Annotated in this window: 13 protein-coding genes; 11 read left to right on the top strand and 2 right to left on the bottom strand. The window is 61.9% G+C overall.

Translation table 11 applies throughout. The features are described from left to right. Positions 1–119 precede the first annotated feature (119 nt). Positions 120–860 carry a hypothetical protein gene (locus HX899_RS03845; protein ID WP_173863111.1) on the top strand — a complete coding sequence of 247 codons (741 nt, stop codon included), beginning with the start codon at positions 120–122 and terminating at the stop codon, positions 858–860. Between the two features lie 93 nt (positions 861–953). Here HX899_RS03845 and HX899_RS03850 read toward each other — a convergent pair whose 3' ends face one another. Further along, positions 954–2291 carry an alpha-L-fucosidase gene (locus tag HX899_RS03850; protein WP_181291657.1) on the bottom strand — a complete coding sequence of 446 codons (1338 nt, stop codon included), beginning with the start codon at positions 2289–2291 and terminating at the stop codon, positions 954–956. Between the two features lie 90 nt (positions 2292–2381). After that, the gene (locus HX899_RS03855; RefSeq protein WP_138334607.1) at positions 2382–3389 is read right to left on the bottom strand and encodes a LacI family DNA-binding transcriptional regulator; all 1008 of its coding nucleotides are present in this window, start codon (positions 3387–3389) and stop codon (positions 2382–2384) included. A 193-nt stretch (positions 3390–3582) separates the two neighbouring features. Between HX899_RS03855 and HX899_RS03860 the strand changes: the two genes are divergently transcribed. The 10 genes from HX899_RS03860 (at position 3583) to HX899_RS03905 (ending at position 15895) form a co-directional block, all read left to right on the top strand. Continuing rightward, the gene (locus HX899_RS03860; RefSeq protein WP_180195874.1) at positions 3583–5508 is read left to right on the top strand and encodes an ABC transporter substrate-binding protein; all 1926 of its coding nucleotides are present in this window, start codon (positions 3583–3585) and stop codon (positions 5506–5508) included. A gap of 102 nt (positions 5509–5610) precedes the next feature. Further along, complete coding sequence (locus HX899_RS03865; RefSeq protein WP_138390265.1) at positions 5611–6597, top strand: ABC transporter permease; 987 nt, start codon at positions 5611–5613, stop codon at positions 6595–6597. A 12-nt stretch (positions 6598–6609) separates the two neighbouring features. Continuing rightward, entirely contained in the window at positions 6610–7743 is a 1134-nt protein-coding gene (locus HX899_RS03870; RefSeq protein WP_181291658.1) for an ABC transporter permease, read from the top strand. Beyond that, entirely contained in the window at positions 7733–8782 is a 1050-nt protein-coding gene (locus tag HX899_RS03875) for an ABC transporter ATP-binding protein (RefSeq protein ID WP_246697058.1), read from the top strand. Before HX899_RS03870 ends, HX899_RS03875 begins: the two co-directional genes overlap by 11 nt. Next, positions 8782–9840, top strand: coding sequence for an ABC transporter ATP-binding protein (locus HX899_RS03880; RefSeq protein WP_181291660.1), 1059 nt, complete (start codon positions 8782–8784; stop codon positions 9838–9840). The genes HX899_RS03875 and HX899_RS03880 overlap by 1 nt, the downstream gene beginning before the upstream one ends. Then, positions 9840–10673 carry a 5-deoxy-glucuronate isomerase gene (locus tag HX899_RS03885; protein WP_180195871.1) on the top strand — a complete coding sequence of 278 codons (834 nt, stop codon included), beginning with the start codon at positions 9840–9842 and terminating at the stop codon, positions 10671–10673. Before HX899_RS03880 ends, HX899_RS03885 begins: the two co-directional genes overlap by 1 nt. A gap of 69 nt (positions 10674–10742) precedes the next feature. Beyond that, positions 10743–12608 (top strand): GH39 family glycosyl hydrolase, encoded by a 1866-nt coding sequence (locus HX899_RS03890; protein WP_180195870.1) that lies wholly within the window; start codon positions 10743–10745, stop codon positions 12606–12608. Positions 12609–12637: 29 nt separating this feature from the next. Then, positions 12638–13456, top strand: a complete 819-nt coding sequence (locus HX899_RS03895; protein WP_180195869.1) for a sugar phosphate isomerase/epimerase — start codon at positions 12638–12640, stop codon at positions 13454–13456. Positions 13457–13460: 4 nt separating this feature from the next. After that, positions 13461–14477 (top strand): hydroxyacid dehydrogenase, encoded by a 1017-nt coding sequence (locus HX899_RS03900; protein ID WP_180195868.1) that lies wholly within the window; start codon positions 13461–13463, stop codon positions 14475–14477. Further along, entirely contained in the window at positions 14474–15895 is a 1422-nt protein-coding gene (locus tag HX899_RS03905) for a mandelate racemase (protein ID WP_181291661.1), read from the top strand. Before HX899_RS03900 ends, HX899_RS03905 begins: the two co-directional genes overlap by 4 nt. Positions 15896–15919: the final 24 nt, after the last annotated feature.

Consider the following 15919-nt stretch of genomic DNA (forward strand, 5'->3'; position numbering starts at 1 on the left):
CACATTGGCGAGGGGTGCCAGAAATTCGATCCGTCAAGTATTACTTCACAAACGTTACTTGCTTTCTGGCGTGGTAAAAGGTTGACTATGGTTAACCCCATAGTCTCGAGGATAGGATGATGGATTTGTTCAGAAGGGAGGGGGATGACCACGCTCAACTGAAGAAAATGACACTGAATGGCAGATATAGAAATATAGCGGCGATGCTTTCGATAGCAGTGGTTGCCCTGTCTATATTCTTGATATCGATTGGCGCTTTAATTGAGTTTTTTCAACCTGCGTTTTTGTCAAACGTCATTCTCGATGACGTCCCTTTGCACTACATCGCCTGGTTCATGATTACCTTCGGGATCACGATCGCCGTCATCAACGTGATTTTGGCGGCAAGGCGGGAGATCGAGCAAGAGACGGCCGAAAGCATGCTTCCGTCGGACGCAGCCGAGATCAAAAGGCAGGCTTTGCGTGACCTTCGAACACATCGAAACGGCTATGCGCGCTCCTCCAAGGTCAATCAATATCTCTGGAATTTTCTCACATTGGGGATCATCGTTTTGAGCGGTCTCTCATCGTTGTTTTCCGCCTATGGCCCGGTTGTCCCCAATTGGCTGCCAATGACAGCTTCCGCGCTCGTGGCACTTTTCGGCGTGATAATGGTTCAATTTCGCGTCAGGGATGTCTGGCAATTGAGAGAGCAGGGAAGGATTGAAGCGGAGGTGCTCGTCGCCGATGCTCACCTCATCGAGACAACAGACAATCTTGCAACGCTCAAACAGGTAGCCGCCCTCAGAAGGCGCGCCCATGCACTCGAGATGAAACAACTCAACCAGCTCTTCGTGGAAACCACCGAGGCCAATCCGTAAGTCACTGTCGGCATATGGCGGGGTTTATCAGAGCGGGCATATGCCCCGCCCGCTCAGGCAATCTATCTCAGCTGCGCAATCATCCGCCGCCCTTTAATCCTGAATGCCGGAGGTGCTCCCCGCCTTGAGCTTAACTTCGATGACCGGGACGACGATCTGAGGTCGGCGCACCGGCAGGACGAATGTCATTTGATCATCACCGACGGGGAACTGGGTGTTCGCCCACAAGGTATTGGCGGACGGGCGCAGCCAGGTGACCTCGCTGCCATCATGCAGGAATTGCGCATATTCGACTTTCCCCGCCAGCGCATCGAAATGCAGATGGCGATAGGGCCAGTTGAAGAGGTGGATATAGAGACGATCGCCATTCTGGGTCAGGCGGCAGTCGGCCGGAGCGGTGAAGTCGGACTGGGTGCAGCCGACGATGCTGCGCTCGTGCAGTGCCATCCACTCCTCATAAGCGACAAGGGCTGCAATCGCGCGGTGGTCGAGCGTGCCGCGCGCCGTCGGCCCGACATTCATCAGCAGATTGCCGCCCATGGCAACGGTACCGACCAGCATCTGCACCAGTTGTTCCGTGCTTTTCCAGGTATCCTCGTCGCGGTGATAGCCCCAGGAACCGCTGAGTGTATGGCAGGCTTCCCAGACGACGCGCCTGCCCTCGCGGAGCGGCCGGGCGCGCGGCATATATTGCTCCGGCGTGACGATGTCCGGCTGCAAGCCGGCGAGATCGAGCCGATTGTTGATGATGATGTCGGGGGCAAGCTCGCGCACCAGACGCACGAGTTTCTCGCTTTCCCAATCCTGATGGCCCTTTCCTACCAGCTCCCCGAGCTTCCATTGCGGATAGCTGAAATCGAACCACATGATGTCGATCTGGCCGAAGTCCGTCAGCAGTTCGCGGACCTGCGCGCGCATGAAGGCGGCGTAACGCTGCATGTCCCGGCCTTTATTGATTTTCAGCGCATCGGGATGATTGCGCTGCGGGTGGCGTGGATCGACGGTGAAGTCCGGATGATGCCAGTCGATCAGCGAATAGTAGAACCCGATCCTTAGGCCCTCCGCACGGAAGGCGTCGACGAATGGACCCAGCAGATCCCGCCCGTAAGGCGTGTTGGTCACCTTGAAGTCGGTCGCCTTGGTATCCCAGAGGCAGAAGCCTTCATGGTGCTTGGTGGTCAGCACCACATACTTCATACCGGCCGCTTTCGCGCGTCTGGCCCATTCGCGGGGGTCGTAGAGATCGGGATCGAAATGATCGAAATATTTCTGGTAGTCGGCGTCGTTCAGCTCTTCGCGGCTCTTGACCCATTCATGGCGTGCCGGCAGCGCATAAAGCCCCCAGTGTACGAACATGCCGAACCGGTCGTGGACGAACCAAGCCTTCTTCTCCTCAGGCAGGGCCAATGACTGCAGATTGTTGATATCCATCGGATATTCCTCCTGTTCCAAACTTTAAGAGTTGGAGCATGATGTCGTCCGAAAACCGCTCACACTTTTCGGCATCATGCTCCGGGGCGTTCAGGTCGTTTCGCGGACGATGAGTTCGGGCACGATGACGATGCCGTGCTGGCGGTTTCTGGTGGCAATGCGGCTGAGCAGCAGACGCACGGCTTCCTCCCCCATTTCGCGTTTTTGCACCCGCAAGGTGGTGAGCGCCGGAGACAGCAGTTCGGCAGTCGGAATGTCGTCGAAACCGATCAGGGCGATTTCCCCGGGGATAGATACGCCGGCTGCCCGGCAGGCCTTCATGGCGCCGATCGCATTGAGGTCGTTGTAGCAGACAAGGGCATCGATGCCGGGCGTCTCCGCCAGCAATTGCGCGGCCGCTGTTTGCCCGCCTGCCGCGGTCGGATCGCAATAAACGATGCCTTGCGCTTTGAGCCCGTGGGCGGCCAGCGTCTTGCGAAAGCCGACAAGACGGCTCTTGCCGCCAAACGAACTGCGCGGCCCGGCGATGATCGCGATCCTGCGGCGCCCGCGCTCGACCAGATGGTCGATGGCACGCGACGCTCCCGTCTCGTAGTCGGTGACAATCGTCCCGGCGACTTCGTTGGGCGCCTCGCGGTTGATGAGCACCACGGCGCGGTGGGGCGCAAGCGCCTTGTGCAGCGCGGCATCGGGCAGCCGCGGGCTGCAGACGATGATCCCGTCGACCCGATGCCGCAGCAGCGTTTCGATGAGTTCTTCCTCCCGCTTGCTGTTTTCGACGACATTCGACAGAAGCAGATTGTAGCCGGCAGCGCTCGCGGCATCTTCGGCTCCCCTGATGACTTCGGGAAAGAACGGATTGGTGATGTCGGGAACCAGAAGGCCGATGGCCCTCGATCGATCGGACCGCAATCCGCGGGCAAAGGGATTGGGCCGGTAATTGAGTTCGCTCGCCGCTAAAATAATGCGCTGACTGGTCTCCGCGCTGGCTCCGCCCCGATCATTGAGCACGCGCGATACCGTCATCGGCGATACCCCTGCGGCGCGAGCGACATCGGCGATGGTTATTTTGGATTCTGGCTCTTTGGGGCGGCTCAATTGGACTGTCTCGTCAGAAGGGGCAGGAAACTACGATAACGATAACTAGCATGATTTCCAGGAAAGCCAAGTCTGCTCAAGCCAAGCATAAGGCCATGAGAATCTTTTTGACAAGATTTAACGGTAACGATAACGTTAGAGAAAGAGGAGAATACGTTAACGATAACCTAGAGCAAAATATTGGGAGGAAAGAATGCAACACGTCAGAATCTTAAGACGGCAGGTTGTCTCGACCGTTGCCGCGGCGATCCTCATGGGTGCCGGCTGGGCCGGTGTCGCATTCGGCTTTGAGGAGTCGCCGGAACTGAAGGCGCTGGTCGATGCCGGCAAGCTGCCGCCGGTCGAAAAGCGGCTGCCCAAGGAGCCGCTGGTACTCACTCCGCTTGAATCGGTCGGGACCTATGGCGGCACCTGGCGCACGGCCACCTTTGGCGGTGGCGACAGCGAGATCGAACGTTCAATCGGCTACACGAGACTGGTCCGCTGGAATCCGGAATGGACCGAAGTGATCCCCGATCTCGCCAAGAGCGTCGAGGTCAATGCCAATGCCACCGAATATACCTTCACCTTGCGTGAAGGCACACGCTGGTCGGACGGCGAGCCCTTTACCGCGGACGATCTTGTGTGGTGGAACGAGAACGTGCTGCGCAACACCAAGATCACGCCTGCGGCACCCGACTGGCTGACCGCAGGCGGAGAGACCGTCAAGGTCGAAAAGCTCGCCGCCGACAAGGTCGTCTTCAAATTTGCCGCGCCGAACGGCCTGTTCCTGATGAACATGGCCACCGTGCGCGGCTCCGATATTCTGGCAGCCGCACCGGCCCATTACCTCAAGCAATTCCACAAGGATTTCAATCCCGACGGCGTCGATGCCCTGGTGAAGGCAGCCGGTGCAACCGACTGGGTCCAGCTCTTCAACAACAAGATCGGGTTTCCCGGCCGCTGGCGCGATCTCGGCCGTCCAACGCTCGATGCCTGGGTGTTGACCGCGCCCTATAACGGCACCACCCAGGTCGTTGGAGAACGCAATCCATATTATGCCAAGGTGGATACCGCAGGAAACCAGCTGCCTTACTTCGATCGCATCACCATCGATGTGATGCAGGATACACAGGCCATCATCCTGAAGGCGATCAGCGGCGAAATCGACATGCAGAACCGCTTCATCGAGACGACGGACGCCCGTACGGTGATCGTGCAGAACCAGGAGAAAGGAGGCTACGGCCTGTTTATCGCCCGGCCGGCGTGGTCGAACGCCCTGCTGATCACCCTCAATCAGACCCACAAGAATCCGGCCTTGCGTGCTGTCTTTTCCAACAAGGATTTCCGCATCGGCCTCAGCTACGCCATCAACCGCGAAGAGCTCAACCAGCTGATCTATGCCGGACAGGCCAAGCCTTATCAGGCGGCACCGCGTGAAGGCACCGCGCTCTACGACGAGAAGATGGCGACGCAGTATCTGGAATATAATGTCGATCTCGCCAATCAGTATCTCGACAAGGCCGGCCTTACCAAACATGACGCCGAAGGCTATCGCCTCGGTCAGGACGGCAAGCGGATCACCTTCGCGATCGACGCCTTGACTGGAAGCCCGATCCAGGTGGATGCCCTCGAGATGATCCAGCGCTACTGGCGGGCTGTCGGCATCGACATGCAGCCCCGCCCGGCCGAACGTTCGCTGATCTTCTCCCGCCTGCAGAACAACGAGAATGACGGCCTTGGATGGGTTGGCGGCGGTGGCTACGACTTCCTCGGCCTGCTGGATCCCAAATGGTATTTCCCGCACGAATATGAATCGAGCTTCGCGACGGCCTGGGGCCTCTATTACCAGAACCCCAAGGATCCGAACGCGCAAGAACCGAGCCCCGCTGCCAAGAAGCAGATGGATCTCTACCGGCAGGTGCAGGAAGCGCCGACGCTCGAAAAGCAGTTGGCCGAGATGAAGGAACTGCTGGCGATCACCCGTGACGAATTCTACGTCATCGGCACCAACCTGGAGCCGGATCGCGTCGGCATCGTCAAGACCAATATGCGCAATGTCCCGAAGGTCATTCCCAGCACATCGTTCTACATGACGCCGGGACCGGCAAAGCCCGAGACCTTCTACTACCAGCAATAACGGAACGCGACCGACAGGGCTGGCGTCTACGGGCGCCACCCCATCAACACCAGCCCAGTCCCAATCATCCGATCGGCGATCGCCGATTGAAGGAGCTAGACCATGGCCGGCTTCATCATCAGACGTCTGCTTTACATGATCCCGATGATGTTCGCGATATCAGTCGTGACCTTCATCATCATCCAGCTGCCGCCCGGCGACTTCTTGACCGCGATGACGGCGCGTCTGGCCTCCCAGAACGAAACGATCGATCCCGGCGTCATCGCCGGCCTGCGTGAACGTTACGGCCTCGATCAGCCCTGGGCGGTCCAATACTGGAAATGGATCAGCGGCATCCTGCTGCGCGGCGATTTCGGCCAGTCCCTCGATTGGAACAAGCCGGTCAGCGAGCTGATCTGGGGCCGCATGGGCCTGACGATGGTGGTCTCGGTCACCACACTGTTCTTCGTCTGGGCGGTGGCCTTTCCGATCGGCATCTATTCGGCCGTGCGGCAATATTCGGTGGGAGATTACGTCGCCACCTTCTTCGGCTTCCTCGGCCTTGCCATCCCGAACTTCCTGCTAGCGCTGGTGCTGATGTATGTTTCGGCACAATATTTCGGACAAAGCACCGGCGGGCTGTTTTCGCCCGCCTATATCAATGCCGTCTGGAGCTGGGCCAAGCTCGGCGATCTCATGTCGCATATGTGGATCCCGGTCGTCGTTCTCGGCACCGGCGCCACCGCAGCGCTGATCCGCATCATGCGCGCCAACCTCCTCGACGAGCTCAACAAGCCCTATGTCGACATGGCCCGTGCCCGGGGCTTGAGCGAAATCCGGCTGCTGTTGAAATATCCGGTGCGGGTGGCGCTCAACCCCTTTGTCTCGACCGTCGGCTGGGTGCTGCCGCACCTCGTCTCCGGCTCGGTGGTGGTCTCCATCGTTCTCAGCCTACCGATCACCGGGCCGCTGCTGCTCAACGCTCTCTTTGCCCAGGACATGTATCTGGCCGGCACGTTCATTCTGCTGATGAGCATGCTGACGTTGATCGGCACACTGATTTCGGATCTGCTGCTCGCCTGGCTCGATCCACGCATTCGCAACGGCTGAAGGACGAGACCAATGACCGATCAAGCCATCGCGCTACAACCTGAACGGATCCAGAATTCCGACGCGGTCGCCGGGCAGTGGAAGCTCATCTGGCGGCGGTTCCGCCGCCATCGGCTGGCGCTGGCGGCCGGCGTCGTCATCTTTTTGATCTACCTGGTCGCCCTGTTTGCCGAGGTTCTCGCCCCGGTTTCGTCGCAGACCTATGATTCCCGCTACACCTATGCGCCGCCGCAGCAGATCAAGTTCGCCGGCTACGACGCGGCCGGGCAGTTTCATCCGCTCTACGTCAACGGTTATTCGATGAAGGTTGACCCCATCGCGCTCAGCCGCAATTACGTGCCCGATCCGGCCGTCGTCATCCCCCTCGGCTTCTTCGTCAAGGGCGAACCCTACCGGCTCTGGGGGTTGTTCGATTTCGATCGGCACCTGATCGGCCCGATCGAGATGGGCAAACCCTTCTACCTGTTCGGCGCCGACCGGCTGGGTCGCGACGTCTTCAGCCGGACGGTCCACGGCACCCGCGTTTCGATGTCCGTCGGACTGATCGGGGTGGCAATCAGCCTCATCCTCGGCATCATCCTGGGCGGCATCTCGGGGCTCTACGGCGGCTGGGTGGACGATGTGATCCAGCGCTCCATCGAACTCATCAACTCTATCCCGACCATCCCGCTATGGATGGGCCTTGCGGCTGCCGTTCCGATCAGCGCCGATCCGATCCTCGTCTATCTCTGGATCACGATCATCCTGTCGCTGATCGGCTGGACCGACCTGGCGCGGGTGGTGCGCGGGCGCTTCCTGTCGCTCAAGACGGAAGACTTCGTCATCGCCGCCCGTCTCGACGGCTGCTCGCAGATGCGCATCATCTGGCGGCACATGGTGCCGTCCTTCATGAGCCACATCATCGCCTCGGTGACGCTTGCCATTCCGACGATGATCCTCGCAGAAACCGCGCTCTCCTTCCTCGGCATCGGCCTGCGCCCGCCGGTGGTGAGCTGGGGCGTGCTGCTTCAGGAGGCGCAGAACATTCTTGCCGTCTCGAGCGCACCCTGGCTGTTTCTTCCCGGTCTCGCGGTGATCGTCACCGTGCTCGCCCTCAATTTCCTCGGTGATGGATTACGCGATGCTGCAGATCCCTATGAATACTGATCCCAATTTTGCCGCAGCCGGCGGCCGGCACGGGGATCGCGACCCGCTGATCGAGGTCGATGATCTCAGGACCCATTTCTTCGGGGGTGCGGGCACGATCAAGGCGGTCGACGGCGTCTCCTTTTCCATCCCGCGCGGCAAGACGGTCTGCGTCGTCGGCGAATCCGGTTCGGGCAAGAGCATCACCGGCCGCTCGATCCTCAACCAGGTTCCGCGCGGAGGCAGGATCGTCTCCGGCGCAATCCGCTACCGGCCCGATCCCGCTGCACCCCCCGTCGACCTGGCGGCGCTCGATCCGCGCGGCCACGACATGCGGGCGATCCGCGGTGCTCAGATCGGCCTGATCAGCCAGGAGCCGATGGCCGCACTTTCCCCCGTTCATACGATCGGCAATCAGATGGTCGAGGTGATCCGCTTGCATCTGAAGATGGGAAAGAAGGAGGCGCGCGAACATGCCATCGAGACATTGGCTCTGGTCGGCATCCCGCGGCCGGCCGAGCGCATGGAAAGCTATGCCTTCCAGTTTTCCGGCGGCATGCGCCAGCGCGTCTGCATCGCGCTCGCGCTCGCCTGCCGCCCCAGACTGCTGATCGCCGACGAGCCGACCACGGCGCTCGATGTCACCACTCAGGCCAATATCCTCGATCTCCTGGCCTCGCTGCAGGCCGAATTCGGGCTCTCGGTCCTTTTCGTGACCCATGATCTCGGCGTGGTGGCCGAAATCGCCGACGAGGTCGTCGTCATGTATGTCGGCCGGGTCGTGGAGGCAGGCAATGTCGACACGATCTTCCACGCACCTGTTCATCCCTACACCAAGGCGCTGCTGCAATCGGTGCCGCGCATGCATGGGCAACCCACCGAACGGCTTGCGATCATCGATGGCATGGTGCCCTCGCGTTTCAACCGGCCCCAGGGCTGCAGCTTTCATCCCCGATGCAAAGAGGCGAGGGCGGGCCTGTGCGATCAAAAGGATCCGCAGCCCATCGCCATCGGCGACGGGCAAGTCGCCAGCTGTCTGCTTTACGAAGGAAGACAATGATGGCCGACCCCATAACCCAACCAAGCCCGCTGCTCGAGCTGACCGATCTCAGGATGCATTTCCCCATTCGCAAGGGCGCATTCCGGCGTGTGGTCGGACACGTCAAGGCGGTCGACGGTGTTTCGCTTCGCGTCGAGGATGGCGAAACACTTGGTATCGTCGGGGAGTCCGGCTGCGGCAAGTCCACGCTTGCCCGCACGGTGCTGCGCATCTATCAGCCGACGAGCGGCGAAATCCGCTATCGCAGCCGCAGTGGCGGCACGGTCGATCTCGCGGCGTTGTCGGGTTCTGCCCTCGACGAAATCCATCGCGACCTGCGCATCGTGTTTCAGGACCCGCAATCTTCGCTCAATCCGCGCCTTCCTGTCATCGACATCATCGGCGAGGTGCTAAGCGTCAACGGCCTCGCCAAGGGCCGGGAGCTGGAGCACCGGGTCGCCGACCTTATGCAGAGCGTCGGCCTGCGGCCCGAATACATGCACCGCTATCCCCATGCTTTCTCCGGCGGCGAGCGCCAGCGCATCGGCATCGCCCGGGCGCTGGCCTCCAATCCGCGGCTGGTGATCGCCGATGAGGCCGTTTCGGCGCTCGATGTCAGCGTGCAGGCACAAACCATCAACCTCTTGCAGGACCTGCAGGAGCAGTTCGGTCTGACCTATCTCTTCGTCGCCCACGACCTCTCGGTCGTCCGGCACATCTCGGACAATATTGCCGTCATGTATGTCGGTCGGGTGGTCGAAAAGGCGCCGACGGAGCAGATCTTTTCGCGCCCGCTCCACCCCTACACCGAAGCGCTGCTCTCGGCCGTGCCGATTGCCGATCCGAGGATGCGCCGCCACGGCCAGCGCATCCGGCTGGCGGGCGAGGTCGCCGATCCCGCCCATCCGCCCCCCGGCTGCGCATTTCATCCGCGCTGCCGCTACGCCACCGAGCTTTGCAAGCAGGAGGTGCCGGGCTTACGCACCGTCACCGCCGATGGGCACGCAGTGGCCTGTCACTACGCCGAATCCTTGTCGCTTAATCCCTTCGCCGACCGTACCGTTCCGGAGTTCAATTGATGCCCGAATTCATTCCACGCTCCGAGCAGCGTCCCATCGTGGATATCTCCTCCACGACGCTCGATCTCATCTACTTCGACCTCGTCACGCTTTCGGCCGATGGCCAGAACACGCGGCGGCTGCCCATGCACGAAAGCCTCTACGTCGTGCTGTCGGGGCAGGTGGATATCGAGGTCGATGACATCATGTTCGAAGCGGTGGGCCGGCGAGCCGATATCTGGGGAGGCGATGCGGACTCGGTTTACGCGCCCGTCGGAGCCAATGTCCGGATATCGGCTCGTGGCGCGGCGGCGGAAGTCGCCATTGCCGGCGGCCTCTGCGACACGCGTTACGCCGCGTTTCGCATCACGCCGGATGAGGTCGACGCGGTCAATGTCGGCTCGTCGGACACGCACAGCCAGCGGCGGATCGTCCACCTGCTCGGCCAACGACAGAACGGACGCTGCGGCAACCTGCTGGTGAGCGAACTCTATGCCGGCGAGGGCTGCTGGTCCGGCTATCCCCCTCACAAGCACGATACCGAAGACGGCGATGTCGAAACCCGGCACGAAGAACTCTATCACTACCGCTTCCAGCCAGAGACCGGCTTCGGCAGCCAGATCACCTATGACGAAGACGGTCCGGTCAAGATCCTCATGACCCGCAACGGCGACACCGTCCTGGTCGACCGGGGTTACCACCCGACGGTCACCTCGCCGGGGCACCGGGGCTATATCTTCACCATTCTCGTCGGCAAGCATCGCCGGGGGCTGATCCAGCGCTTCGATCCCGCCCATCAGCATCTGACCAAAACCATCCCCGGCATCGATGCGATGCGCGACAAGTTCAAATAATCCGGCTCCTGGCTTCGTGCGCCGACATTGCGGCGCACTGCCAAACGTCCGCCCAAGGAGAGACGACCCATGCGTGAACGTACGCGAATAAACGTTGATGCCAGTGAAGCGGTGCGCCCGTTCAACCGGTTCTGGCGCGGCACCGGCTTTTCACCCGCCGAGCTGCTGCTCGAGCCCGAGATGCGCCAGATGCTCGCCTATATCGGCGGCCTGCCGAATGAGGGCATCAAGTTCCTGCGGGTGCATTATCTCTACAATCTGCTGAGCGCAAAGGGCGGGGCCGGCTATGACTGGTCCCTGCTCGACCGCGCGCTCGACGTGATGATCGAACACCGGCTGAAGCCGTTCTTCGAGCTGATGGGCAACCCGTCCGGCCTGTTCACCGACTATGAGGACATGGATCAGGTCAGGCGCTGGCGGGATCTCGTGACGGCGACGGTCGACCGTTATGGCGCGCGTTACGGCATGGACGAATTGCGCACATGGTATTTCGAAACGACGAACGAGGCCGATTCCGGCTGGTGGACCTACGGGATCAAGGGTTACACCAACTACTACGACGCCTGCGTCGTGGGGCTCGATGCCATCGATCCCAACCTGCCGATGGGCGGGCCTGGCACCGCCCGTACGCTCTCGCCGATCTTTCGCGCCCTCATGGCTCATTGCGACAGCGGCACGAGCTGCCTCACCGGCGATGGCCCGCCGCGGATCGATTACATCTCGATCCATGAAAAGGGCGTCAACGGCAGCAAGGAAGACCTGACCCCGAAAACCAACGCCATCGTCGACCGCACGTTGCTCGTCGTCGACTATCTCAAAGAGCATCACCCGCGCCTCGCGGGCCTGCCCATCATCAATGATGAATGCGATCCGCAGCTCGGCTGGAGCGATCATCATAGCTGGCACGGCAAAGCCTATTACGCCGGCATCATCGCCCGCATCGTCGAACAACACGACCGGCGCATCATCGCCCCGAAAGCGGCGAATTTCACCTTCCTCAGCAATGACCACGCCTTTATCGGCGGCTGGAGCCAGCGCACGATCTTTGCCTATTTCGGTTCGCGCAATTTCACCAAGGCGCAGTGGGAGCACAAGACCAATCTGGATATGCTGGTCACGGATGTCGACAGGGCGCCGCCCTTCGACATCATCAAGAAGCCCGGCCTCACATCGATGGAACTGCTGGCAACGCTTGGCGATACCGTTTGCAAGGTGACGGCCGAACCGCCGCTTGCTCCCGACCAGGATGGCCTGGCGATCCTGCCGACGCGGCTGCCGGGCGGCGGTGTTTCCATCAGCCTCATCCATAGCGTCGATGCCATCAACCGTTCGGGCCGGACCGCCGTCCGCCTCGAGGTGAGCGGCTTGGTTCCCAGCCGCCACGCCCTTTGCCTGCTGCGCATCGACGAGGAATTCACCAATCCGATGGAGGTCTGGGAGGCCCAGCGCGACGAAAGCGATCCGCGTGGCCCCTTCGAGCCGGTCGGCGCACCGCCCGCACCGACCGAGGCGCAGTTTGCCGAACTGCGCCGGGCGCAGGAGCCCGCCTTGCTGCATCCGATCAGCGTCGTCGACTGCGACGAAGGCCGGATCAGTGTCGACCTCGATGTGCCATTGCCGTCGCTGACGCAGGTGCTTGTCGTTCCTGATACTGGCACGCACCCGGCGGCACCGACCGGCCTTGTCGTCGAACGCTACCTTGGCCTTGGCGGCCGGGAGGAGCGCATGCTGTTCTGGGCTGCCGGCGATATCCGGCCGGCCATCTTCTACGATGTCCTGGTCAGCACCGATGGCGGGACTTTTGAAAAGGTCAGTTCCGTCCCGCTGATCTCGACGGCATTTCTGCACATGTCGCCGCCGGAGGGCGTGCGTTATGCGGTGTGCGCCCGTGATGCATTCGGCCGCCGCAGCGAGCTTTGTGTCTCCCTCTCATGAACAATGCCTTTCTGCCTGGGATCTGATCGATGGATATCGCCTATTTCACCAAGACCCTGGAGGGCCTGTCGCTCGAGAAGGCGGCCGGGATCACTGCCGGTTTGGGATTCGACTGCGCTGATCTTCTTATTCGCGACGGTCACGCCGTTTCCCCTGACAGGCCGGAGGAAATCGTCAATGCGGTAAAGCTCTTTGCCGCGGCCGGCCTGCGCACCCCGATGGCGACCATCGATTCCACCCGGCCCGACGATGCCGCATCCCGGCTTCTCGGTTGTTGCGGCGAGGCTGGCATCGGGCAGGTCCGGCTTGGCTTCTGGCGCTACGACCCGTCGCGGCGCTGGCAGGCCCAGCTTGATGAGGCGCGGCGCGATCTCGACGGCTTCGAGCGCCTGGCCGAACGCTTCGGCGTCAAGCTGACGATCCAGCTTCACGGCGGCACCCTGCACAGCTCGGGCGCGCTGGCGGTGCGATTGCTGGCCGGGCGTGATCCCATCAGAATTGGCGCTTATCCCGATCCGGCCAATCAGATCATTCGCGAGGGGAGCGAGGACTGGCGTCTAACCCTCGATATTCTCGAACCGTGGTTCTGCTGCATGGGCGTCAAGAACAGCGGTTGGTTCCCCGGCGCTTACGGAGCTCATGGCCAACGCGCATGGCATTCGGACTGGTACGGGCTCGATGAAGGCATGGTGCCCTGGAACGAAATAGTCCCGCATCTGGTGGCCACCGGCTTTGCCGGCGTGCTCTCGATGCAATCCCAATACCGCGTCTCTCGAGAGCGGGCGCTCGACAAGGTCCGCGCCGATCTTGCCCATCTCAGGCGCCTGGTCGCCGTAGCGAAAGAGTAGAACCATGATCGAACAGGCTCCCGTTATCGCCGTATTGCTGACCGAAAAAACCCGCCGGATGATGCTGGACGACGCGGCGATTGCCCAGTTGAACGCTCTTGGCGAGGTGCGTTGGCCGACCGGCGCCACAATCGACGCCACCGATGTCGACCACCTGCTGCAAGACGCCACGGCATGTCTCACCGGATGGGGCACGCCGCCCTTCGATCCCGCCGCGCGCCAGCGCCATCCGCAACTCGCCCTTGTCGCCCATTCGGCAGGCAGCGTCCGAACACTCGTTCCCCCCCGTCTGTTCGACGATGGCATTCGCGTCACCCATGCCGCCTCGAAAATTGCCGCCTCGGTTGCCGAGTTCGTCGTCGCCGAAGCGCTGCTCGCCATGCGCGGCATTCATCGGCTGCATCATCAATTGCGCAACGGCGGCGAATGGCTCGACGTCCGCGCAGCCGTGCCGCAAAGATTGCTGGGCGCCAGAACGGTTGGCATCGTCGGCGCCGGATATGTCGGGCGGGCGGTCATGCGGCTGCTCGTTCCATTCGGCTGCCGCGTGCTGGTCGTCGATCCCTTTCTCCACGATAGCGAGGCCGCTGCGCTCGGCGTTTTCAATGCCGGGTTGAACGATATGCTGGCTCAGAGCGACGTGATCTCTCTGCATGCGCCTGTCCTGCCCGAAACGCGCCGCATGATCGGCGCCCGCGAACTGGCGCTGCTGCGCCCCGGCGCGCTGTTCATCAATACGGCGCGCTCGCAGCTGGTCGACGAGGCGGCTCTGCTCGCCGAGATCCGCTCCGGCCGCATCGAGGCGGCTCTGGACGTCTTTGACGACGAGCCGCTGCCTGCAGATAGTCCGTTCCGCGATCCCGCACTGGCCAATGTCACCATTTCGCCGCACGCTGCCGGTCACACCGAAGAGGCGCATCTCGCCCAAGGACAGGCCATGGTGGATGAGATCGGCCGGCTGCTTCGCCGGGAACCTCTCCATCACGAAGTGTCCCGTGCCATGCTCGACCGCATGGCATGACCATGGATAGAAGCATTGGAGGTTCCGTGACGGCGCCGCGCATCAGAATCATCGAGATCGCCGCTTTCGAGCGCGACATCAGGCTGCGCCTGCCGTTCCGTTTTGGCGCGGCAACTCTCGAAAAGGCGCCGCAAGCCTTTTTCAGGGTCCGCGTCGAGGATGAAGAGGGGCGAACCGCCCTTGGCGCCGCCGCCGAGATGATGGTGCCGAAATGGTTCGACAAGAACCCGGCGCTCACGCCGGCGCAGAATGTCGATCAGTTGCGCACCTCGATCCGCACTGCTGCGGCCGCTTCGCTCGAACCGTCGGCGCCGACGACATTGTTTGCCGCCGCCCGTCTGAACGAAATGGAAACCGTGCGGCGTTTGCCTGGAAATCCGTTGGCCGCCGGTTTTGGTCCGTCGCTCATCGCCCGCGCCGCGCTCGATGCCTATTGCCGCCTTGCCGGCATTTCCTTCTTCGAGGCGGTGCGGGGCAATCTCGTCGGCATCGGCGGCCCCATGCTGCCCGACGATATCGACGCGGATGCAGCTTCGGCGGTGCTGTCCGATCTCCGTCCTGCCGGCTCGATCTCGGCCCGGCATACGATCGGGCTTGTCGATCCGATCAGCGAGGGCGATGTCGTCCATCCCGTCGATGACGGCCTGCCGGAAAGCCTCGAGGCGGTGATTACGCGCTATGGCAACCGCTGGTTCAAGATCAAGCTTTCAGGCGCGATCGATGCCGATATCGACCGGCTGACGCGGATCGCCGCCGTGCTGGACAGCGTGACCGACTACCGGGTGACGGTCGACGGCAACGAACAGTTTGGCGGACCCGAACAGCTCGCCGCCTTGCTGGCGCAAATCAAGGCGACGCCCCGGCTGGCGAGGCTGCGTGCGGCCATTGCCTTTGTCGAACAGCCGTTCTCGCGCGCAATCACCATGGAAACGCCGCTGGGGGCTTTGGCGGCGCAATTGCCCTTCCTGATCGATGAGAGCGATGACGGCGATGGCGCCTTCGCCTCCGCCAGGCGGCTCGGCTATACCGGCGTCTCCTCGAAAACCTGCAAGGGCATTTACCGTTCGCTGCTGAAGGCGATCCGCATCAGAACCGGAACGGTGCCGGGATTGTTCCTCTCCGGCGAGGATCTGACCTGCCAGGCTGGGCTTGCCGTGCAACAGGATCTGGCGCTGGTCTCGCTGCTCGGTCTCTCCCACGTCGAGCGCAACGGCCATCACTATGTGGCCGGCATGCAGGGAGCGTCGCAGGCGGAGAAGGCGCGCTTTGCCGCGGCCCATCCCGATCTCTACGAGCAGGGTGCCGACGGACCGCTGCTGTCGATCCGCGACGGCCGGATCGCCATCGGCTCGCTCGGGGCGGTCGGCTACGCGAGCGGCGCCTTGCCCGATTTCGAAGCGATGACGCCATTGTCATGACGGCCGACAATGGTCAGCATGAGA

This window comes from Rhizobium sp. WYCCWR 11146, from assembly GCF_013591995.1.
Classification (GTDB): Bacteria; Pseudomonadota; Alphaproteobacteria; order Rhizobiales; family Rhizobiaceae; genus Rhizobium; species Rhizobium indicum.